Genomic DNA, 18,849 nt, shown 5'->3' with positions numbered 1-18,849 from the left:
AGGAGGCGCGGTGCGAGTCCTCGGGACCGGCACCGCGCCTCCTGCGCGTCCGGTGGGCCGGCCGTTCAGCAGCAGTCGCAGGCCTCGGCTCCGCGTTCGCCCGTGAGGGCCGAGACGGGTGTCGTGCAGGCCTCGCCGCGCCAGGCCTCGACCCCCTCACGGACGGCGAAGACGACGATGACGAGTCCTGCGACGGGGTCCGCCCAGGTCCACCCGAAGGCGAGGTTGAGCACCAGGCCTAGCAGGACGGCGGCCGAGAGGTAGCTGCAGATGAGGGTCTGCTTGGAGTCGGCGACGGCGGAGGCCGAGCCGAGCTCGGTGCCGGTTCGTCGCTCGACGAGGCTGAGGAACGGCATGACCGCCAGGCTGACGGCGGCCAGCACGATGCCGACCGGGGAGTGGTCGGGTTCGCGGGCGCCGGCCAGGGCGAGGACCGCGTCCACGCCGACGTAGGCGGCGAGACCGAAGAACGAGAGGGCGATCACGCGGAGGGCGAGCCGTTCGCGCCTCTCGGGGTCGGGGGCCGCGAACTGCCAGGCGACCGCGGCGGCCGAGAGCACCTCGACGACGGAGTCGAGGCCGAAGCCGATCAACGCGGTCGAGGACGCGACCGTGCCCGCGGCGATCGCGACGATCGCCTCGACCACGTTGTAGCCGATCGTGATCGCCACGACGAGACGGATGCGCCGCTGCAGCAGGAGGCGACGGGCCGTGGCGATCGGCGCGGGCGACAGTGCGGCGGAGGTCATGCACCGCCCCCGCAGCAGAACGGCACGTCGCACGAGTCGTCCGGACACGGCAGACCGTCGTCGACCGCGAGGACCACCTCGACGAGGGCGGTCAGTGCTCGGGTCAGGTGGACGTCGGCGATCTCGTACCGGGTGGATCGCCCCTCGGGGGCGGCCACGACGAGACCGCACCCGCGGAGGCATGCGAGGTGGTTCGACACGTTCGACCTGGTCAGGCCGAGTTCCGTCGCGAGGACGCCGGGGTAGCCGGGGCCCTCGAGCAGGGTCAGCAGGATGCGTGAGCGGGTCGGGTCGGCCATCGCCCGCCCCAGGCGGTTCATCACGTCGACGCGGGACGAAAGGGTCAGCATGTGCTGACCATACAGCACTCGCTGACCGGTCAGGGCGCCCGGGGCACACGTCCATCCCCCGCGGGTCCGGTCCTCGGGACCGGCACCGCGCCTCCTGCGCACGGAAGGACTAGACACGTCCTCGTGCCCTCACCGCTCCTCCTCGCCTCTCTCGCCGGCCTGCTCTCGGGCCTCTCCCTGGTCGTCGGGGCGGCGGTGTCGTGGTTCGTCACCGTGCCCCGCGAGGTGGTCGCCCTGGTCATGGCCTTCGGTGCCGGCGTCCTGATCTCCGCGCTCTCGTTCGACCTCGTCGACGAGGCCACGAGCAGCGGCGGGCTGCTCCCGACCCTCGGCGGGTTCCTCGCGGGCGCCGTCGTCTACGTCGTCCTGGACCAGCTTCTCGAGCACGGCGGGTTCCGGCGCAAGCACCACCGTCGCGGGTCGGCCGGCTCGGGCACCGGCCTGGGCATCGCCCTCGGCGCCCTGCTCGACGGCGTCCCCGAGACCGCCGTGCAGGGCGTCAGCCTGACGGGCGGCGGGTCCCTCAGCATCGCCGTGCTGGTGGCCGTGGTGATCTCGAACTTCCCCGAGGGCATGTCGAGCACGGCCGACCTCAAGTCGTCGGGCCGGTCGGCCGGGTACGTCTTCGGCCTCTGGTCGGGCATCGCCGTGGTGTGCGCCCTGTCCGCGCTCGGCGGGTACGCCCTGCTCGGCGGGGTGCCCGAGGGCGGACAGTCGTTCGTCATGGCGTTCGCCGCCGGGGCGATCCTCGCGATGATCTGCGACACGATGATCCCCGAGGCCTTCCGCAAGACGCAGACGCTCACGGGACTCGTGACGGTGCTGGGCTTCGTCGCGAGCTACGTCGTGCACCAGGTCGCCTGAGCGGGTCGCCCGAGCGGGTCGTCGCGCCCCGAACTGGGTCATCCGTTCTGCGCAACGGTGCCGACACCGGGGGCGATGCTCGGTACCCTGCTGTCGTGAGCCCCGACCTTCCCGCCACTCCGGAGAACCACCCGGAGTCCGTCCGGCGCCTCGCCGCGACGCTGCAGACCCTGGACGAGGCCCACCGCCGCTACCGGCTGCACGCCGCGAAGGTCTTCGGGATGGGCCACACCGAGCTGGCGGCCCTGCTCGCCGTCGCCGACGCCCCGGGGCTCACCCCGGGAGCACTCGCCCAACAGCTGCTGCTGAGCACGGGGGCGACGACGGCCGTGGTCGACCGGCTCGAGAAGTCGGGGCAGGTCACGCGCAGCCGTCACCCGGGCGACCGCCGCAGCCTCTTCCTCCACCTGACCACGCAGGGCGAGGACACCACGACCACCCTGCGCGAGGCGTACCAGTACGTCCTCTCGACCACGGGCACGGACGAGACGATCGCCGAGGCCCTCCCCCAGCTCGACAGCATCGCCGCCGCGCTCGACGCCGCCGCCCGCGAATCCGCGTCCTGACCCGGGCCGGCCGGTGCCGGACTCGTGCGCCCGGTCGCACCGCGCCTCCTCGCCGGCTCTCGCCGCGCCTCCTCGCCCGGGTCGCACCGCGCCTCCTCGCCCGCTCGCGCCGCGCGTCCTCGCCCGGGTCGCACCGCGCCTCCTCGCCCGCTCGCGCCGCGCGTCCTCGCCCGCACGCACCGCGCCTCCTCACACGGGTCGCACCGCGAACTGAGCGTCGCACCGCCCACTTCGGCGGTGCGACGTCCAGTCGGCGGTGCCGCACCGCCCCTGACGATGCGACGCCCCGCAGTCGAGGTCGAGGTCGAGGTCGAGGTCGCACCACCGTCGCGTCGTCGCACCACCGTGTTGCGTGGTGCGACGACGCGACGGTGGTGCGACCATGTCCACTTGCTCCGTGTCAGGCAGAGGCGGCCGGGTGGAGGGGGCGATCGGGGCGGTGAGAGCGATGTTCGGGTCAGGCAGTCGCATGGCGGGTCGTGTCCTCGAGGAAGAAGTCGGCGTAGGTGGGCCCCATCGGGACGGGGAAGAGGCGGCGGCGCTGCTCTCGGCGGGCATAGGTGACGATCAGTGCCGGCGGAACGTCGGGCAGCGAGTCGTACCTACGGGCCTGGTGACCAGGTGAGCGCCGCGGCTCGCGTGCGTGGTCAGCCACGAGGTGTGTCGTGATCACCAACGGCGAGACCACGGCAGGAGGCGGTGTCGGCCGAGTGGGCGCGGCCGACCAGAGGGGGTGGGCGGTGCGACGAGGGCTGCTTGCGCCTGGGGGAGGGTGTCGAACGTCCCGACCACGTCGCCGCGGGCGTTCGTGGTGATGAAGGTCCCGACGAGCTGTACGGCGCCGGCGATGTCCTTGCCGGTGCGGCTCGTCCACATGCCGGGGCCCGTCTCGTGCCAAGTCACCGGGGAGGTGCCGGTGCCGGCCGCCCTCGGGGGGAGTGTGGTCGTCACGCGGCGTCTCGCACGCTGGCGTCGGTGCGGAGGCGGGCGGCTGCTGTGGCGAGGTCGCCGTAGTCGCCGAGGTACTGGCTGAAGCAGTCGCGTACGTAGAAGTGCTCGCCGTGGTGGTCGATGGTGCCGGCGAAGGCGCCGCCGGTACTGGCGACCCAGAAGCCGGGCTCGGCCTCGGTGAGGGTGGGCGCGGCAGGGCGGATCGTGGGTGCGGGCGCGAGCAGGGTCACGGGTGTCGTTCCTCATTCAAGTCGGGTGGGGAGCGCGCATGCTTCTCGTCGGGTCGAGGGGCAGCAGGAGCGCGTCACTACTAGGTCGCAACGAGTGTGCGATTCGTCACGCCGGGCGTCGACGAATTTCGGCCGAGTCGTGGTGGGGAGCGATTCGCCCCGCTCACGGACGCTTCTCTGCCGGCACGGGGAGCCGCGGACCGGGTAGAACTGACGGGTGTCCGATCAGCCGCGCCGTGTCGACCTCGCGGACGCCGACGACCACACCCTCGTCGAGCGTGCCGGGCACGGTGACGTCCGGGCGTTCGAGGTCCTGGTTCGTCGGTACGGGCCGTTGATGCGTTCCTACTCGCGGCGGGTCCTCGGTCGTTCCGACGACGTCGACGACGTCGTCCAGGAGACCTTCGTCGCGGCGTGGAAGCAGCTGCCCTCGATCGAGGACCCCTCGAAGGTCAAGAGCTGGTTGATGCGCATCGTCAGCAGGCGGTGCGTGGACAGGATCAGGGCCAGGCGTGACCACGACGACATCGCCGACCACGACTCCGAGGGACCCGAGCACGAGACGCCGCACCGTGTCGTCGAGGCCCGGTCGCGGGAACACGCGCTGACCCTGGCGTTGGAGGCGATGCCCGCCCCTCAACGGCGGGCGTGGATCCTGAAGGAGATGGTCGGGCAGTCCTACGACGAGATCGCGGACGACTTGGGTCTTCCCGTGTCCACGGTCCGGGGGCTCCTCTCCCGGGCGCGCAAGAACATGATCAGCGAGATGGAGGGATGGCGATGACCACCGATCTTCCCGACGACCTCGAGGCCGCGGGTGTCAGCGGCGACGACGTCGAGACACTGTCGCTCGAGCCCGACCGGCTCGACGGGCACACCATCGACGAGCTCGCCGACTACCTCGATGCCGGGATGACCCCGGCGGACCCGACGATCGACGACTCACCGGCTTGCCAGAACGTCCTCGATGCCCTGACGAGGGTGCGCATGCTGTCCCACGGAGCGCTCGAGGCCGACGCGCTCGACGAGGACGCGCGCGAAGACGACTGGATCACCGAGATCATCACCAACATCAGCCTCGAAGCGCACGCCGGCCGGGACATCCCCCTCCCGCCGCTGAAGGAGACCGAGAACTCCGTCATCACCGAGGGAGCCGTCCGCAGCATCGTCCGCCGCGCCGGCGACACCGTCGACGGTGTCCTCATCGGGAGGTGCACGCTCGAGGGTGACGTCACCACGCCCGGTGCCCCGGTCGTCGTCCGTGTGTGGGCACGCATCGTCCGTGACCACGGCGCGACGGCGGAGGCCGTGACGGACGCAGTGTGCTCGGCCGTCAAGGAGGCGCTGCGGACGCACACGGAGATGAACGTCGAGAGCATCGACGTCACGATCCGCACGGACGGCGCAGCCCCCGTCCCGGAGGAAGAACGATGACCAGCCACGACCTCGACGACACCGCCCGTGACGCACTCGCCCTCGAACTCGAACTCGAGGAGCTCGTCGAGGCAATTCCTGGTGTGGCTCACATCTACCAGCCGCGGGCGACCCTGCCCGCTCTCCTGGCTGCCCGGCTGACGCCCGACCCGAGCACACCGCCCCCGCCTCCTCGGGTCGAGATCGGCGACGACGCCCTCCTGGAGAGGCTGGGCCGAGCGGGCACGGCAGTCAGGCGGGTCGACGTCCGCATCGCCCGCGTGGACTGACCGAGGGCGGCGACCAAGGGGTCGCCGCGCCTGCTCTCACCGTGCCGCCAGATGACGAAGGCCACGCACGGGCGTCCCGGACTGGGGGTACCACGCATGGTGCACCCGCATACAGTGGCCGAATGCCTGGGGGAGCATCCCTCCTGTACCCCTTCCGAACGAATGGCTCCCCCGTGTCTCTTGCACCTGCGCTGCCAGCCGTGACCCGACGATCAGGCGACGAACTCCTCGCCCTCGTCGGTGAAGGCAACGAGCGGGCCTTCGCTGTCTTCTACGACTGCACCGTGTCCCGGGTCCTCGGGCTCGTGCGCCGCATCCTGGTCGATCCGGCGCAGTCCGAAGAGGTCACCCAAGAGGTGTTCCTCGCCGCCTGGCAGGACGCGCCCCTGTTCGACCCCACCGAGGGCACGGCGGTGGGGTGGCTGCTGATGCGCGCGCGCCGCCGTGCGATCGACCGCGTGCGGTCTTCTCAGGCCGGACGGGACCGCGACGTCGCCGTGGGCATCCGCGACCATGAACCCAGCCGAGACGACGTCGCCGAAGAGGCCGAGATCTCGGTCGAACACCACCGGGTCGCGAGGGCCATGCGAACCCTCACCGTTGCGCACCGCGAGGCCCTCGAGCTGACGTACTACGGCGGCTTCACCCGGTCCGAAGCAGCCGTTCGCGCCGGCGTCCCGATCGGGACGATGAAGACCCGCATCCGGGACGCGCTCGTCGCCCTCCGGAAGCACGTCGACGGATAGGGCCTTCGGGCCATCCGTCCGGGCCGACGCACGGGCATCCGCCTCTCGACGAAGCACCTCGACAGGTCACCTCCTCAGCACGGGCGTTCTGCCCGCAGCAGCGCCCGTCCCGGAATCACCCGTGGAGCTTGTCTTCCCCGCGCTGCCCGTCGACGCCCGTGTCACCCGATGACGGGGCGGTCCTCGGGGTAGTCGTACAGCAGGGTGCGGCGGCGGACGGCGAGGGCCGAGGCGAGGCCGATGGGCCCGACCCGGCCGGCGAACATGAGGGCGGCGAGGACGTACTTGCCGAACGGGTCGAGCTCGGCGCTCAGCCCCACGCTCAGGCCGCAGGTGGCGAAGGCGGAGATAACCTCGAACAGGATGCGGTCGAGGGGTTCGTCGCTGACGGTCATGATCAGGGCGGTCGCGGCGAGGACGAGGGTCGCGCCGAGGAAGATGACGCTGATCGCGACGCGGAGAGCTGCCTCGGGGACGGTGCGGCGGAACACCCGGACGTTCTTGTCGCCCTTGCCCTCGGCGGCGATCGCGAGGAACAGCAGCGCGATCGTCGTCACCTTGATGCCGCCCGCGGTCGACGCGGACCCGCCGCCGACGAACATGAGGGCGTCGGTGGCGAGGAGGGTGATGGGGTGGGAGGCGCCAGTGTCGACGAGCGCGAAGCCGCCGCTGCGCATCATGGTCGACGCGAACAGGCCGTGGACGATCTTGTCGCCGGGGGCCATGTCTCCGATGGTGGCGGTGTTGCCCCACTCGAGCAGGGTCCACACGATCGCCCCGAAGACCAGCAGGCCGGTGGTCACGGAGAGGGTGAGCTTGGTGTGGAGGTTCCAGCGGCGCAGGTGGGTCTTGTGGACCATCAAGATCATGAACACCGGGAACCCGAGGCTGCCGATGAAGACCCCGGCCATGAGCGGCACGAGAATGAACGGATCGGTGCCGAACTGCTCGAGGCCGCCTTCGTGAGTCACGAACCCGGCGTTGTTGAAGGCCGAGACCGCGTAGAAGATCCCGTGCCAGGCCCCGGACACCACGGAGCCCTCACGCACGATGAATGCCGGCACGAGCACCAGGGCGAGGGCCGCCTCGACGATCACGGTGGTGAGGACGACGATCTTCAGCAGCGACTGGACCTCGCCGAGCTTGCTGGTGCCGATGCCCTGCTGAGCCATGATGCGGCCCCGGACACCCAGCTTGTGCGTGACGGCCCGGGAGAGCAGCAGGGCGATGGTGACGATGCCGAGGCCCCCGACCTGGATGCCGGCGAGGATCACGACCTGCCCGAAGAACGACCAGTGCGTCGCGGTCTCTACTGTGACCAGGCCTGTGACGGTCATCGCGGAGACAGCGGTGAACACCGAATCGTGGAGCGGGGTGCGTGTCCCGTTCGACGTTGCGACGGGCAGCGCGAGCAGTGCGGAGAACAGCACGATGACGATGAGGAAGATCCCCAGGGCGACGAGGGCTGGGGACCGTCGCAAAACGCGTTGTGGCAAACCGGCGATGCGTGCGCTGGACGCCCGGGCGTTCACCGCACCACTCCGAGGACGTCATTCACGGTCGGCAAAGTCGCCCCAGGATGACCCGGAGCCCTCACCGAGGTGCGGCCCAAAGCCACCGAATGCCCCTTGCAGATGCGGGGGAGTGACAATGGGCCTCGAGCCGCCGGACATTCGTCATTGAAGTACATGCGAAGCCGGGAGCTGCCCGGGACCGACGTACGAGGCCGTCGCCGGGAATGTCGACGAAGCAGACTCCCGGATCCATTTTTCTCGTAGTGCTCGGAGGCTGAGCGTGACCGCGCGTGCGTCCTTCGCCGCCTGGAGAACAGCAAGCCCTTCTCTCGTGGGTATCGGCGGAGTGGATCTCCCCACCAGCCTCCGCCCGCTTGCCTGCTCGAGAGCTTGGATGCGTTGTGACACCGCGGACTGGCTGGCACCCAATCGCTGAGCTGCGCGCCCGAAGCTTCCTTCCTCGGTGACCGCCAGGAGCGTTTCCATCTGAACGAAGAGGGATGCTGATGGTGCTGTCAGGGGTGTCTCTCCTCTGGGTCATGTCGGCGAGCGGACCGCGCAGGCCACCTTCGTGACGCCGCTGATCAGCCAGTCTGCTGGGTTCTCTCCTTGTCGGGCGTGTGATGTTCGTGAGGAATCCACGTCCTGGCGTGAGGAACCCGTAAGGGCCACCGATCCGGCGCTCCTCCGGGTGTCTACTGACTCGCTGTGCCCACGACGGGCACCGGGCCCTGGTGGCCCGTCGATCGTTCTTCTTGGAGTCGTAGTGCTCGACATCGTGTACGTGCTCGCCGTCATCGCTGTGTTCGCAGTGATAGCCCTCGTGGCGAAGGGGGTCGAGAAGCTGTGATCGTCTTCAGCATCGGCGCGGTCGTCCTCGCGGTGGCCGCTCTCGCGTACCTGGTGTACGCGCTCGTGAAGCCTGAGCGCTTCTGATGGACGCGCTCTTCGGCATCCTCCAGATCCTCACGGTCGTCGTCATCCTGGTGGTCCTCTACCGGCCTGTCGGCGACTACATGGCGACCATGTTCACCACGACGAAGGACCTCCGCGTCGAGCGGGGCTTCTACCGCCTCATCGGCGTCGACTCCGCCTCCGGACAGACCTGGCAGGCCTACCTCCGGGGCGTCCTGGCGTTCTCCCTCGTGGGTGTCCTCCTCGTCTACGCTCTCCAGCGCCTCCAGGGCGTCCTGCCGTACTCACTCGGCTTCCCCGCCGTGCCCGAGGGCCTGTCGTTCAACACCGCGGCCTCCTTCGTCACGAACACCAACTGGCAGTCCTACTCGCCCGACGTGACCCTCGGGTACGCGGTCCAGCTCGGCGGACTCGCCGTCCAGAACTTCGTCTCCGCGGCCGTCGGCATCGTCGTGGCCGTCGCCCTCATCCGAGGCCTCGCCCGAGTGAAGACCGGGACGCTCGGCAACTTCTGGGTCGACCTGACCCGCACACTCGTCCGCCTCCTGCTGCCCCTCGCCGCCGTCGCGGCCGTCGTGCTCATCGCGGGCGGCGTCGTCCAGAACTTCGCCGGGTTCACCGACGTCACGACCCTGACCGGCGGCACCGCGACGATCCCCGGCGGGCCCGTCGCCTCGCAGGAGGCCATCAAGCTGCTGGGCACCAACGGCGGCGGCTTCTTCAACGCCAACAGCGCCCACCCGTTCGAGAACCCCACACCCTGGACGAGCCTCCTGCAGATCCTCCTGATGCTCGTCATCCCGTTCTCGCTGCCGCGCACCTTCGGCCGCATGGTCGGCTCCACCAAGCAGGGCGTCGCCATCGCGGCCGTCATGGCCACCATCTTCGCGGTCTCCTTGTCCGCCCTGACGTGGGCGGAGCTGCGGGGCGCGGGCACGGCACCACAGCTCGCAGGCGGCGCGATGGAAGGCAAGGAGGCGCGGTTCGGCATCTGGGGATCCACCCTGTTCGGCTCCACCTCGACCCTCACCTCGACCGGTGCCGTCAACTCGATGCATGACTCATACACGGCGCTCGGCGGCATGATGCCGATGATCAACATGATGCTCGGTGAGATCGCCCCCGGCGGCGTCGGCTCCGGTCTCTACGGCATGCTCGTCCTGGCCGTCATCACGGTGTTCATCGCCGGCCTTCTCGTCGGCCGCACGCCGGAGTACCTCGGCAAGAAGATCGGGCCTCGCGAGATCAAGCTCGCCAGCCTCTACATCCTCGTCACGCCGACCCTCGTGCTCGCCGGGACCGCACTCAGCTTTGCGATCCCCGCGGTGCGCGCCGACGTCGAGGGCACGTCGATCTGGAACCCGGGCCTGCACGGCTTCAGCGAGGTGCTCTACGCGTTCACGTCGGCGTCGAACAACAACGGTTCGGCCTTCGCGGGGCTCACCGCGAACACCCCGTGGTTCAACACGGCCCTCGGCGTCGCGATGCTGCTCGGCCGGTTCGTGCCGATCGTGCTCGTGCTCGCCCTCGCCGGTTCGTTCGCCGCCCAGGACAAGGTCCCCGCCACCGCCGGGACCCTCCCCACGCACCGCCCGCAGTTCGTGGGCCTGCTCACCGGCGTCTCGGTGATCATCACCGCGCTGACCTACTTCCCCGTCCTCGCACTGGGACCGCTCGCTGAAGGGCTGCAGTAACCATGTCCGTCGTCACCGACACACCCACCACCGACCACGACCACGAGGGCGAGCACGCCCCGACGAACCGAGGAGGCGCGTTCGGCGTCGCCCAGCTGGTCGCGGCCCTGCCCGGCGCGCTCCGCAAACTCGACCCGCGCGAGATGTGGCACAACCCCGTCATGTTCATCGTCGAGGTCGGTGCCGCCTACACGACGATCCTCGCGATCGCCGGCCTCTTCACCGGTCCCGAGACCTCGGGCGGCTCGCCCGTCCCCGGCTCGTTCACCTGGGCCATCGCGGTCTGGCTCTGGCTGACCGTCGTCTTCGCGAACCTCGCCGAGTCCGTCGCCGAGGGTCGCGGCAAGGCACAGGCCGAGACCCTCAAGGCGACCCGCACCAGCACCACCGCCCAGCGCGTGGTCTCGTACGACGCGACGTCCGACGCCGGTGCCGAGCGCGCCTCCTCGGAGTCGGTGTCCTCGGCCGACCTCACGCTCGGCGACACGGTCGTGGTGACCGCCGGCGAGCTGATCCCCGGCGACGGCGACATCGTCTGGGGCATCGCCAGCGTCGACGAGTCGGCCATCACGGGCGAGTCCGCCCCGGTGATCCGCGAGTCGGGCGGCGACCGCAGCGCGGTCACCGGCGGCACCCGCGTGCTGTCCGACCGGGTGGTCGTGCGCATCACGAGCAAGCCCGGCGAGACCTTCGTCGACCGCATGATCCGCCTCGTCGAGGGCGCCTCCCGCCAGAAGACCCCGAACGAGATCGCGCTGAACATCCTGCTCGCGAGCCTGTCGATCGTGTTCGTCGTCGTGACCCTGACGTTGAACCCCATCGCGGCCTACAGCGACGCGTCGGTGAGCATCCCCGTGCTCATCGCCCTGCTGGTCTGCCTCATCCCCACGACGATCGGGGCGCTGCTCAGCGCCATCGGCATCGCGGGCATGGATCGCCTGGTGCAGCGCAACGTGCTCGCCATGTCGGGCCGCGCGGTCGAGGCCGCCGGTGACGTCACCACGCTGCTGCTCGACAAGACCGGCACCATCACCTACGGCAACCGGCAGGCGGCCGAGTTCACGCCGCTCGACGGCATCGCCCGGGCCGAACTCGTCGACGCCGCCGCCCGGTCGTCGCTCAGCGACCCGACCCCCGAGGGCAAGTCGATCGTCGACCTCGCCCTGACGACGGGGTGGCACGACGCCGACGGTCAGCCGGGTGAGATCGTGCCCTTCACCGCCCAGACCCGCATGTCGGGTCTCGACCTGCCCGACGGCACGCAGATCCGCAAGGGTGCCGGCAACTCCGTCATCGCCTGGGTCGAGGAGGACCGTCGTCTCGCCAGCACCGAGCACGACGAACTGCAGACCCGCATCGACGAGATCTCGAACGCCGGAGGGACCCCCTTGGTCGTCGCGATCAAGACCACGGCCTCGGAGGCTCGCGTCCTCGGCGTCGTGTACCTCAAGGACGTCGTCAAGACCGGCCTGCGCGAACGCTTCGCCGAACTGCGCAGCATGGGCATCCGCACGGTCATGATCACCGGCGACAACCCCCTCACCGCCAAGGCGATCGCGGCCGAGGCCGGCGTCGACGACTACCTCGCCGAGGCCACCCCGGAGGACAAGCTCGCCCTCATCCGCCGGGAGCAAGAAGGAGGCGCGCTCGTCGCGATGACCGGCGACGGCACCAACGACGCCCCCGCGCTGGCCCAGGCCGACGTCGGCGTCGCGATGAACACGGGCACCTCGGCCGCGAAGGAGGCCGGCAACATGGTCGACCTCGACAGCGACCCGACCAAGCTGATCGACATCGTCCGCATCGGCAAGCAGCTGCTCATCACCCGCGGCGCCCTCACGACGTTCTCGATCGCCAACGACATCGCGAAGTACTTCGCGATCATCCCGGCCATGTTCGCCGGGGTGTTCCCCGGGCTCGGGCTGCTGAACGTCATGCAGCTGTCCTCGCCGGCCTCGGCGATCCTCTCGGCGATCGTCTTCAACGCCCTCGTGATCGTCGTGCTCATCCCGCTCGCCCTGCGGGGCGTGAAGTACCGGGCGGCGTCGGCGTCGTCGATCCTGTCGCGCAACCTCCTCGTCTACGGACTCGGCGGCGTCGTCGCCCCGTTCGTCGGCATCAAGATCATCGACCTGATCGTCAGCCTGCTCCCCGGCTTCTGAACCGACGCAGACGACGAACGAGAGAGAGACCATGAACACCCGCACCCTGCTCCGCCAGTACGGTGTCGCCCTCCGCGCGATGCTCGTCTTCACCGTCGTCCTCGGCGTGGCCTACACGGCCGTCGTCACCGGGGTCGGCCAGCTCGTCCTGGGCGGCAAGGCGGACGGTTCCGCCGTCCACGTCGACGGTGAGACCGTCGGCTCGTCACTCATCGGGCAGTCCTTCACCGACGCCGACGGTGTCGCCCTGCCCGAGTGGTTCCAGTCGCGGCCCTCGGCTGCCGGTGACGGCTACGACGCCTCCGCCTCGAGCGGCAGCAACTACGGGCCCGAGAACGAGGACCTCATCGCGGCCGTCGAGGAGCGGCGGGCGGCGATCGCCGAGAGCGACGGAGTCGCCCCGGAGGACGTCCCCGTCGACGCGCTCACCGCCTCCGCGTCCGGGCTCGACCCGCACATCAGCCCCGAGTACGCGCGCATCCAGGTCGAGCGGGTCGCCGCGGCACGTGACCTGCCGGTCGCGGACGTCGAGGCGCTCGTGGAGGAGCACACCCAGGGCCGCGACCTCGGCTACCTGGGCGAGCCCACCGTGAACGTGCTCGAGCTCAACGCGGCCCTGGCCGAGACGGGACGCTGAGACCGTGAAGCGGGGGCGGCTCCGGGTGCTGCTCGGCGCCGCCCCCGGCGTCGGCAAGACCTACACCATGCTCGAAGAGGGGACCCGGCTCGCCCGAGAGGGCAAGGACGTCGTCGTCGCCGTCGTCGAGACCCACGGCCGCGAGGCCACGGCGTCCATGCTCGGCGATCTCGAGGTCGTCCCGCGGACGACGACCCTGCACCGCGGCATCGAGCTGACGGAGATGGACGTCGACGCCGTCCTCGCCCGGAGACCCGACCTCGCCCTCGTCGACGAGCTCGCCCACACCAACGCTCCGGGCTCGGCCCGGCAGAAGCGGTGGCAGGACGTCCAGGTCCTCCTCGACGCGGGCATCGACGTCATCTCGACCGTCAACGTCCAGCACATCGAGTCACTCAACGACGTGGTGGAGAAGATCACCGGGGCCGCCCAGCGCGAGACCGTCCCCGACAGCATGCTCCGGAGCGCCGATCAGATCGAGGTCGTCGACCTCGCCCCCCAGGCTCTCCGCGACCGTCTCGCCGAGGGGAACGTCTACCCGGCGGCCCGCATCGACGCCGCGCTGTCGAACTACTTCCGCCTCGGCAACCTGACGGCGTTGCGGGAGCTGGCTCTGCTGTGGCTGGCCGACGAGGTCGACAGCGCCCTGAAGGCCTACCGGGTCGAGAACGGGATCGACAGCAAGTGGGAGGCGCGGGAGCGGGTCGTGGTCGCCCTCACCGGCGGGCCGGAGGGCGAGACCCTCATCCGTCGTGGCGCCCGCATCGCCGCCCGGTCGTCCGGGGGCGAGCTCGTCACCGTGCACGTCATCGCCCAGGACGGCCTCCGCGATGCGCACCCGGGTGCTCTCTCGGCGCAGCGCGCCCTGACGGAGAAACTCGGCGGCACCCATCACCAGGTCGTCGGTGGTGACGTCCCCGTCGCCCTGGTCCAGTTCGCGAAGGCGATGAACGCCTCCCAACTCGTCATCGGCGTCAGCCGCCGGAGCCGCGTCGCCGCAGCCCTGACGGGCCCGGGGATCGGCGCCACCGTCATCCGCGAATCGGGTGACATCGACGTGCACATCGTGACCCACTCCGCCGCCGGCGGCCGGTTCACCCTCCCCCGGGCAGGAGGCGCGCTGACGCTGCGGCGTCGCCTCCTGGGGGGCGGTCTCGCCGTGGTGCTCGGCCCGATCGTGACCTGGCTGCTCGTGATGTTCCGCAGCGACGAATCGCTCACGAGCGACGTGCTCGTCTACCAGCTGCTCGTCGTGGTCGTCGCGCTCGTCGGCGGGATCTGGCCGGCCCTCTTCGCGGCGGTGCTCTCGGGAGTGACGCTGGACTTCTTCTTCGTCGAGCCCTACGACAGCATCACCGTCGGCCGGCCGCTGCACCTCCTGACCCTCGTCCTCTACGTCGTCATCGCCCTGCTCGTCAGCTACGTGGTCGACCAGGCTGCCCGTCGATCCCGGGCGGCGGCGCGTGCCGTCGCCGAGTCCGAACTGCTCGCGGCCGTCGCCGGGGGCGTCATCCGCGGCCAGGACGCGCTCCACGCGCTCCTGTCCCGCACCCAGGACGCCTTCCGCCTGCGGACGGTCTCCGTCATCGACGTCGACGGTGACGTCGTCGACTCCCTCGGCGCACCCCGGGCCGGCGACGAGACGACGATCGTCCCCGTCGGCACCCGTGCGCGCCTCGAGATGACCGGACCGCCGATGGCGGCGTCCGAGAGACGCCTCCTCGCGGTCATCGCGGCCCAGGTCGAGACGGCCCTGGAACACAAGGCCCTGTCGGCGACCGCCGACTCCGCGGGGCCGCTGGCGCAGGTGGACCAGGTCCGCACGGCACTGCTCGCCGCCGTCGGACACGACCTGCGGCGGCCGCTCGCCTCGGCCACGGCGGCCGTGACGGGCCTGCAACAAGACGACGTCGTCTGGGCGGACCGCGACCGCGACGAACTCCTCACCACGGCCCACGAGAGCCTCGACGCGCTGTCGGCCCTCGTCACGAACCTCCTGGACGTCAGCCGCGTCCAGGCGGGAGCCCTCGCGGTGTCACGCCAACCCGTCGACGTCGACGACGTCCTCTTCGCGTCCGTGGACGAACTCCAGGTCGACCCCGGACGCATCGAGCTCCGGATCGGCGAGGACGTTCCCCAGGCCGACGCCGACCCGGTCCTCCTCCAGCGCGTCCTGGTGAACCTGCTCGACAACGCCCTCAAGTACGCCCCCGGGGGGACACCGGTGCGTCTCTCCAGCAGCAGCTTCGGGGACGCCGTGGAGATCCGCGTCGCCGATCAGGGGCCGGGGATCAGTCCCGAACGCCTGGACCTGGTGTTCGTTCCCTTCCAGCGCCTCGGCGACACCGACAACACCGCCGGCCTCGGGCTGGGACTCGCCATCTCCAAGGGCTTCACCGAGGGCATGGGGGGCACCCTCCGAGCCGAGGAGACCCCGGGAGGCGGGCTCAGCATGGTCGTCTCCCTTCCTGTGGCTCATCAGACGACCGGGACGGACCACGCATGAAGATCCTCATCGCCGACGACGATCCGCAGCTCGTCCGGGCCCTCACCCTGACCCTCGGGGCGGTCGGCTACGACATCGCCACCGCCGCCGACGGAGCCGAGGCGCTCCGCGCCGTCGTCGAAGAACATCCCGACGTCGTCATGGTCGACCTCGGCATGCCGCACGTCGACGGGCTCGGCGTCATCGAAGGCCTCCGCGGGTGGAGCAACATCCCGGTCCTCGTCGTCTCGGGCCGAGCCGGCGCCGCGGACAAGGTCGAGGCGCTCGATGCCGGCGCAGACGACTACATCACCAAGCCGTTCGCCATGGACGAGCTGTTGGCCCGCCTCCGGGCGCTGACGCGACGGACGACTCCGACCCCCGATCAACCGTCCGAGACGTTCGGGGGCATCCGGATCGACTTCGTCGCCAAGAGCGTCGTCCGCGAACCGGACGAGGCGATCCGCCTGACTCCCACCGAATGGCGCATCCTCGAGATCCTGGTCAGGAACCCGGGGCGTCTCGTCACACGGGAGGACATCCTCACCCGGATCTGGGGTCCGGCACACACCACTGACGGCGGGTACCTGCGGCTGTACGTCTCCCAACTCCGGAAGAAGCTCGAAGCGGTCCCGGCTCAACCTCGCTACCTCCAGACGGTGCAGGGCATGGGCTACCGCTTCGTGCCCGACGAGCCGAGCAGCTGACCTCGGATGCCACGCGCCTCCTGCCCCCGTCGTCAGGGAAGTACACGATGGCGGTCAGAGGACGGGTGCGCTGAGGGACTCCCTGAGACGTCCGACCCGAACGGGGACGTGGTGATCGAGGACGACGCCCGTCGCCTGGAGGGGGCGGTGCCGCACGAGGTCGAGCACGTCCGGTTCCGACAGGGCGTCGGCTCGAGAGGCCGGCAAGAGCAGCGCGTTGGTCGAGACGTCCATGCCGTGGGTGTTCGCCGCCACGGCCCGCGTGCGCGACAAGACGCCGCGAAGGGTCGAGAAGTGAGACCCCGAGACGCGTCCGGAGGCGCGGATGCGTTCCAGGAGGAGGATCTGGCTCACCGGTCGGAGGTGCCGCAGCTGCGTCTCCAACACGTCGGTCAAGAACCGGCCCGCGTCCCGGGAGTCGCGTCGCGATGCGGCCGAGAAATCGTCGACCTCCAGGGCGAGGGCATCGAACTGCGGCCCCGTTCCGTAGAAACGAGTGGCGACGGGGACCGACGTCTTCGACGTCATGTCCGGTTCGAATCCGCCGGCAACGCGGTGTAGACCTCGTTCCAGCGCGCGAGGTACCGCTCGAGCGAGAGGTGGCCTGACGCGAATTCCCGCTCGAGGGCGACGAGCCGCGCAGCCGTCGCGCGGACGCAGGCGGCGTCACCGAGCACGACCAGACCGCCCGGGGTGCACGTCGAGGACGCCGTCAGCTCTCGCACCGTGGCCCGGAGCCGTGTCGTCATGACGTCGAGGCACAGGAACCCGAGACCGTAGAGGGCCAGAGCGATCGAGGCCGCCACCGGAGCCGGGACCCGGGATGCCAGGACGAGGAGCGACACGGCCGAGCAGATCGCCCCGGCGACGGGCCAGATCTGCCGGAGATGGAGGAGCCTCCTCTCGCGGAGGCTCGTTCCCGGTCGGAACACCCGGAGGGTGATCTGCTGCACGACCGTCGACCGAGCCGGAGCCTGGTCCAGCGTGCCCCACGAATGAGCACCGTCCACGACGTCGTGCACGGCGTGACGCATCGTCGGGAGGGCGCCAGGGGTCGTCATCGTCGGCTCTGGTGCCGGCGCAGACGCCCGACCGTGATGTCGCCCGGGCACGGGACCGCCAGGAGGTCGCCGATGCGAAGGTCTCCGGGCAGGTCGGCCACGGCGAGATCGGGCCCCTCGTCCTGCAGGCCGATCACCATGGCCACGTCGTGGGCCGTCGAGATCCGCCCGATCAGACGCAGCTCCCCGATGGCGACGGGCACCGCACCCAGTCGGGCGTCCACCTGGACGACGATCGCACCGGAGCTGTGGCGACAGACGTTGCTGACGGTGACGACGATCGCCGTGGCGTCGTCGACGGTCGACACCCGGCCACCGGAGCGGGGCACGAGGGCAGCGCCCGTGTGGACGCACGGCGTCTCGCAGATGCTCGCCAGGCGGACGAGGGACACCCCGCCGATGACGACGTCGTCCAGGGTCGGACGAGTCCGTTCCGGCCAGGCGTCGGGGACGAACGGGTCGGCGATCACCCGTCGCATCGAGGGAAGGATGTCCGTGAGGGTCATGAACGGACCTGACGCGCGACACGGCGGTCGCAGGTCGTGTCAGGGGTGGCCGGCGATGAGTGCATGAGACAGTCCTAAGCGGCCCAGCCGCGCGAGACGGAGTCCCTTGCGACATCTGAACGCCGTGGCCCCACATCCTGACGCAACCCGTGCGCGAGGACCTCGTCACCCTTCGACGCGGGCCGCCATCCGGGCCGCCCAGGGAGTCTCCGACCGGGCCCCGGCCGCGGTCTGCCGGGGGGCCCCGACCGTCAGTCGGTCGACGGCAACCGGAGCGCCGCGGTGTAGTCGGTCCCGTGCCTCGGGTGGGAGGCGAAGCGGCGCAGGTCCGAGTGATCACCACGGCAGATGGCCGCCGCCATGCGATGGGCGCGGGCGGCGTTGCGGACGGGAGAGTACTGGTCCGCATCCGGTTGCACGGCGGTGAGATCGGCAGCGAGGCGATCGTGGTGCGAGGCCGCGACCTCGAGGTCCCCGCCGCTGTCCCGCGTGATGGTCGCCGCCAATCGCAGCTGCGACTCGAGGGTCTGCACTCCGACGTCGGTGGGCTCGTTCGTCCTCAGGACGCGGACCAGCTCGCCGAGGGCGAGCGTCCGGGCCCAGGCGGTGAGGCGAGACGACTCGCTCACCGGTGACCTGGCCATGTAGCGCTCGATGCGTTCGAGCAGGGGGTCCGTCATGACGTCATCCTCGCAGCCGCCCGTCGTCGTCCCGGGTCAGTCGTAGACGCGGCCCAGCACCCACCCGCCGTCGGTGCCGAGGACGACCTCGAACATGTGGGTCGTGTCGTCGTCGTCGGTGGCCTGGAAACGCCAGCCGACGAAGCGACGGGGCGGGTGCGTGATGAAGGGGGGCGTCACGGCCGGCTCGACCCTCAGCTCGGTCGGGGTGTCGCTCACCCGCCACCGTCGGCAGGACCAGACCAGCCGCGCCGGCAGGTCGCGCTCGAACCACAGCGCGACGGGCTCGTGGGTGGTCTGGGTGCTCATGTCGTCCTCCTGCACGTTCG

Annotated in this window: 24 protein-coding genes; 12 read left to right on the top strand and 12 right to left on the bottom strand. The window is 70.5% G+C overall.

Translation table 11 applies throughout. From position 1 onward, the window contains the following. Positions 1 to 65: 65 nt before the first annotated feature. Both ARTHRO9V_RS04950 and ARTHRO9V_RS04945 read right to left on the bottom strand, forming a co-directional pair. The gene (locus ARTHRO9V_RS04950) at positions 66 to 749 is read right to left on the bottom strand and encodes a cation diffusion facilitator family transporter (protein WP_123570690.1); all 684 of its coding nucleotides are present in this window, start codon (positions 747 to 749) and stop codon (positions 66 to 68) included. Further along, positions 746 to 1,099: a helix-turn-helix transcriptional regulator gene (locus ARTHRO9V_RS04945; protein WP_159825897.1), complete on the bottom strand. Its 354-nt coding sequence runs from the start codon at positions 1,097 to 1,099 to the stop codon at positions 746 to 748. Before ARTHRO9V_RS04945 ends, ARTHRO9V_RS04950 begins: the two co-directional genes overlap by 4 nt. Before the next feature lie 123 nt (positions 1,100 to 1,222). On the opposite strand from ARTHRO9V_RS04945, the gene ARTHRO9V_RS04940 reads away from it, so the two are divergent. Together ARTHRO9V_RS04940 and ARTHRO9V_RS04935 are read left to right on the top strand one after the other, a co-directional pair. Further along, positions 1,223 to 1,963, top strand: coding sequence for a ZIP family metal transporter (locus ARTHRO9V_RS04940; RefSeq protein ID WP_056046981.1), 741 nt, complete (start codon positions 1,223 to 1,225; stop codon positions 1,961 to 1,963). A gap of 95 nt (positions 1,964 to 2,058) precedes the next feature. Next, positions 2,059 to 2,529 carry a MarR family transcriptional regulator gene (locus ARTHRO9V_RS04935; protein WP_056046983.1) on the top strand — a complete coding sequence of 157 codons (471 nt, stop codon included), beginning with the start codon at positions 2,059 to 2,061 and terminating at the stop codon, positions 2,527 to 2,529. Positions 2,530 to 2,986: 457 nt separating this feature from the next. Here ARTHRO9V_RS04935 and ARTHRO9V_RS04930 read toward each other — a convergent pair whose 3' ends face one another. The 3 genes from ARTHRO9V_RS04930 to ARTHRO9V_RS04920 are packed head-to-tail and all read right to left on the bottom strand — an operon-like array spanning position 2,987 to position 3,710. Beyond that, positions 2,987 to 3,184 carry a hypothetical protein gene (locus ARTHRO9V_RS04930; RefSeq protein ID WP_159825896.1) on the bottom strand — a complete coding sequence of 66 codons (198 nt, stop codon included), beginning with the start codon at positions 3,182 to 3,184 and terminating at the stop codon, positions 2,987 to 2,989. A 14-nt stretch (positions 3,185 to 3,198) separates the two neighbouring features. Next, complete coding sequence (locus tag ARTHRO9V_RS04925) at positions 3,199 to 3,480, bottom strand: hypothetical protein (RefSeq protein ID WP_159825895.1); 282 nt, start codon at positions 3,478 to 3,480, stop codon at positions 3,199 to 3,201. After that, the gene (locus ARTHRO9V_RS04920) at positions 3,477 to 3,710 is read right to left on the bottom strand and encodes a hypothetical protein (protein WP_159825894.1); all 234 of its coding nucleotides are present in this window, start codon (positions 3,708 to 3,710) and stop codon (positions 3,477 to 3,479) included. The genes ARTHRO9V_RS04925 and ARTHRO9V_RS04920 overlap by 4 nt, the downstream gene beginning before the upstream one ends. Positions 3,711 to 3,927: 217 nt before the next feature. On the opposite strand from ARTHRO9V_RS04920, the gene ARTHRO9V_RS04915 reads away from it, so the two are divergent. The 4 genes from ARTHRO9V_RS04915 to ARTHRO9V_RS04900 all read left to right on the top strand — a co-directional run bounded on the left by ARTHRO9V_RS04915 (position 3,928) and on the right by ARTHRO9V_RS04900 (position 6,159). Beyond that, the gene (locus ARTHRO9V_RS04915) at positions 3,928 to 4,494 is read left to right on the top strand and encodes an RNA polymerase sigma factor (RefSeq protein WP_159825893.1); all 567 of its coding nucleotides are present in this window, start codon (positions 3,928 to 3,930) and stop codon (positions 4,492 to 4,494) included. Beyond that, positions 4,491 to 5,144: a hypothetical protein gene (locus ARTHRO9V_RS04910; RefSeq protein WP_159825892.1), complete on the top strand. Its 654-nt coding sequence runs from the start codon at positions 4,491 to 4,493 to the stop codon at positions 5,142 to 5,144. Before ARTHRO9V_RS04915 ends, ARTHRO9V_RS04910 begins: the two co-directional genes overlap by 4 nt. Beyond that, entirely contained in the window at positions 5,141 to 5,413 is a 273-nt protein-coding gene (locus tag ARTHRO9V_RS04905) for a hypothetical protein (protein ID WP_159825891.1), read from the top strand. The genes ARTHRO9V_RS04910 and ARTHRO9V_RS04905 overlap by 4 nt, the downstream gene beginning before the upstream one ends. Positions 5,414 to 5,613: 200 nt before the next feature. After that, the gene (locus ARTHRO9V_RS04900; protein ID WP_236556920.1) at positions 5,614 to 6,159 is read left to right on the top strand and encodes a sigma-70 family RNA polymerase sigma factor; all 546 of its coding nucleotides are present in this window, start codon (positions 5,614 to 5,616) and stop codon (positions 6,157 to 6,159) included. A gap of 161 nt (positions 6,160 to 6,320) precedes the next feature. Here ARTHRO9V_RS04900 and ARTHRO9V_RS04895 read toward each other — a convergent pair whose 3' ends face one another. After that, positions 6,321 to 7,691 (bottom strand): TrkH family potassium uptake protein, encoded by a 1,371-nt coding sequence (locus tag ARTHRO9V_RS04895; protein ID WP_159825889.1) that lies wholly within the window; start codon positions 7,689 to 7,691, stop codon positions 6,321 to 6,323. 144 nt (positions 7,692 to 7,835) lie between these two features. After that, positions 7,836 to 8,159, bottom strand: coding sequence for a LysR family transcriptional regulator (locus ARTHRO9V_RS15975; RefSeq protein WP_159825888.1), 324 nt, complete (start codon positions 8,157 to 8,159; stop codon positions 7,836 to 7,838). Between the two features lie 360 nt (positions 8,160 to 8,519). Between ARTHRO9V_RS15975 and kdpF the strand changes: the two genes are divergently transcribed. Genes kdpF through ARTHRO9V_RS04860 form a run of 6 tightly spaced genes read left to right on the top strand, consistent with a single transcriptional unit; the run spans position 8,520 to position 16,273 of the window. Further along, entirely contained in the window at positions 8,520 to 8,609 is a 90-nt protein-coding gene (gene kdpF / locus ARTHRO9V_RS04885; protein ID WP_159825887.1) for a K(+)-transporting ATPase subunit F, read from the top strand. Continuing rightward, the gene (gene kdpA, locus ARTHRO9V_RS04880) at positions 8,609 to 10,282 is read left to right on the top strand and encodes a potassium-transporting ATPase subunit KdpA (protein ID WP_159825885.1); all 1,674 of its coding nucleotides are present in this window, start codon (positions 8,609 to 8,611) and stop codon (positions 10,280 to 10,282) included. The genes kdpF and kdpA overlap by 1 nt, the downstream gene beginning before the upstream one ends. Before the next feature lie 2 nt (positions 10,283 to 10,284). After that, complete coding sequence (gene kdpB, locus ARTHRO9V_RS04875; protein ID WP_159825883.1) at positions 10,285 to 12,444, top strand: potassium-transporting ATPase subunit KdpB; 2,160 nt, start codon at positions 10,285 to 10,287, stop codon at positions 12,442 to 12,444. A gap of 31 nt (positions 12,445 to 12,475) precedes the next feature. Further along, entirely contained in the window at positions 12,476 to 13,081 is a 606-nt protein-coding gene (kdpC, locus tag ARTHRO9V_RS04870) for a potassium-transporting ATPase subunit KdpC (RefSeq protein ID WP_137847194.1), read from the top strand. A gap of 4 nt (positions 13,082 to 13,085) precedes the next feature. Then, the gene (locus ARTHRO9V_RS04865) at positions 13,086 to 15,587 is read left to right on the top strand and encodes a DUF4118 domain-containing protein (RefSeq protein WP_137847195.1); all 2,502 of its coding nucleotides are present in this window, start codon (positions 13,086 to 13,088) and stop codon (positions 15,585 to 15,587) included. Next, positions 15,584 to 16,273 (top strand): response regulator transcription factor, encoded by a 690-nt coding sequence (locus tag ARTHRO9V_RS04860; RefSeq protein WP_056049824.1) that lies wholly within the window; start codon positions 15,584 to 15,586, stop codon positions 16,271 to 16,273. Before ARTHRO9V_RS04865 ends, ARTHRO9V_RS04860 begins: the two co-directional genes overlap by 4 nt. 54 nt (positions 16,274 to 16,327) lie before the next feature. Here ARTHRO9V_RS04860 and ARTHRO9V_RS04855 read toward each other — a convergent pair whose 3' ends face one another. From ARTHRO9V_RS04855 to ARTHRO9V_RS04835, 5 genes are all read right to left on the bottom strand, one after another. Beyond that, positions 16,328 to 16,801: a hypothetical protein gene (locus tag ARTHRO9V_RS04855; protein ID WP_055976375.1), complete on the bottom strand. Its 474-nt coding sequence runs from the start codon at positions 16,799 to 16,801 to the stop codon at positions 16,328 to 16,330. Further along, positions 16,798 to 17,334, bottom strand: coding sequence for a DUF6611 family protein (locus ARTHRO9V_RS04850; protein WP_055976377.1), 537 nt, complete (start codon positions 17,332 to 17,334; stop codon positions 16,798 to 16,800). Before ARTHRO9V_RS04850 ends, ARTHRO9V_RS04855 begins: the two co-directional genes overlap by 4 nt. After that, positions 17,331 to 17,840: a hypothetical protein gene (locus ARTHRO9V_RS04845; RefSeq protein WP_055976379.1), complete on the bottom strand. Its 510-nt coding sequence runs from the start codon at positions 17,838 to 17,840 to the stop codon at positions 17,331 to 17,333. The genes ARTHRO9V_RS04850 and ARTHRO9V_RS04845 overlap by 4 nt, the downstream gene beginning before the upstream one ends. A gap of 251 nt (positions 17,841 to 18,091) precedes the next feature. Next, on the bottom strand, positions 18,092 to 18,520 hold the full coding sequence (locus tag ARTHRO9V_RS04840; RefSeq protein ID WP_055976381.1) for a hypothetical protein: 429 nt from the start codon (positions 18,518 to 18,520) through the stop codon (positions 18,092 to 18,094). A gap of 36 nt (positions 18,521 to 18,556) precedes the next feature. Further along, positions 18,557 to 18,829 (bottom strand): hypothetical protein, encoded by a 273-nt coding sequence (locus tag ARTHRO9V_RS04835; RefSeq protein ID WP_148053659.1) that lies wholly within the window; start codon positions 18,827 to 18,829, stop codon positions 18,557 to 18,559. Positions 18,830 to 18,849: the final 20 nt, after the last annotated feature.

It is taken from the genome of Frigoribacterium sp. 9N (genome assembly GCF_902506305.1).
In the GTDB taxonomy this organism is placed as follows: Bacteria; Actinomycetota; Actinomycetes; order Actinomycetales; family Microbacteriaceae; genus Frigoribacterium.
This window is presented reverse-complemented; position numbering and strand designations above follow the sequence as displayed.

Coding starts and splice junctions, on each gene's coding strand:
- ARTHRO9V_RS04840 (WP_055976381.1), bottom strand. CDS start 18,520: ATGACGGACCCCCTGCTCGAACGCATCGAGCGCTACATGGCCAGGTCA.
- ARTHRO9V_RS04855 (WP_055976375.1), bottom strand. CDS start 16,801: ATGACGTCGAAGACGTCGGTCCCCGTCGCCACTCGTTTCTACGGAACG.
- ARTHRO9V_RS04850 (WP_055976377.1), bottom strand. CDS start 17,334: ATGACGACCCCTGGCGCCCTCCCGACGATGCGTCACGCCGTGCACGAC.
- kdpA (WP_159825885.1), top strand. CDS start 8,609: ATGGACGCGCTCTTCGGCATCCTCCAGATCCTCACGGTCGTCGTCATC.
- kdpC (WP_137847194.1), top strand. CDS start 12,476: ATGAACACCCGCACCCTGCTCCGCCAGTACGGTGTCGCCCTCCGCGCG.
- ARTHRO9V_RS04860 (WP_056049824.1), top strand. CDS start 15,584: ATGAAGATCCTCATCGCCGACGACGATCCGCAGCTCGTCCGGGCCCTC.
- ARTHRO9V_RS04835 (WP_148053659.1), bottom strand. CDS start 18,829: ATGAGCACCCAGACCACCCACGAGCCCGTCGCGCTGTGGTTCGAGCGC.
- ARTHRO9V_RS04845 (WP_055976379.1), bottom strand. CDS start 17,840: ATGACCCTCACGGACATCCTTCCCTCGATGCGACGGGTGATCGCCGAC.
- ARTHRO9V_RS15975 (WP_159825888.1), bottom strand. CDS start 8,159: ATGGAAACGCTCCTGGCGGTCACCGAGGAAGGAAGCTTCGGGCGCGCA.
- kdpB (WP_159825883.1), top strand. CDS start 10,285: ATGTCCGTCGTCACCGACACACCCACCACCGACCACGACCACGAGGGC.
- ARTHRO9V_RS04945 (WP_159825897.1), bottom strand. CDS start 1,099: ATGCTGACCCTTTCGTCCCGCGTCGACGTGATGAACCGCCTGGGGCGG.
- ARTHRO9V_RS04905 (WP_159825891.1), top strand. CDS start 5,141: ATGACCAGCCACGACCTCGACGACACCGCCCGTGACGCACTCGCCCTC.
- ARTHRO9V_RS04910 (WP_159825892.1), top strand. CDS start 4,491: ATGACCACCGATCTTCCCGACGACCTCGAGGCCGCGGGTGTCAGCGGC.
- ARTHRO9V_RS04950 (WP_123570690.1), bottom strand. CDS start 749: ATGACCTCCGCCGCACTGTCGCCCGCGCCGATCGCCACGGCCCGTCGC.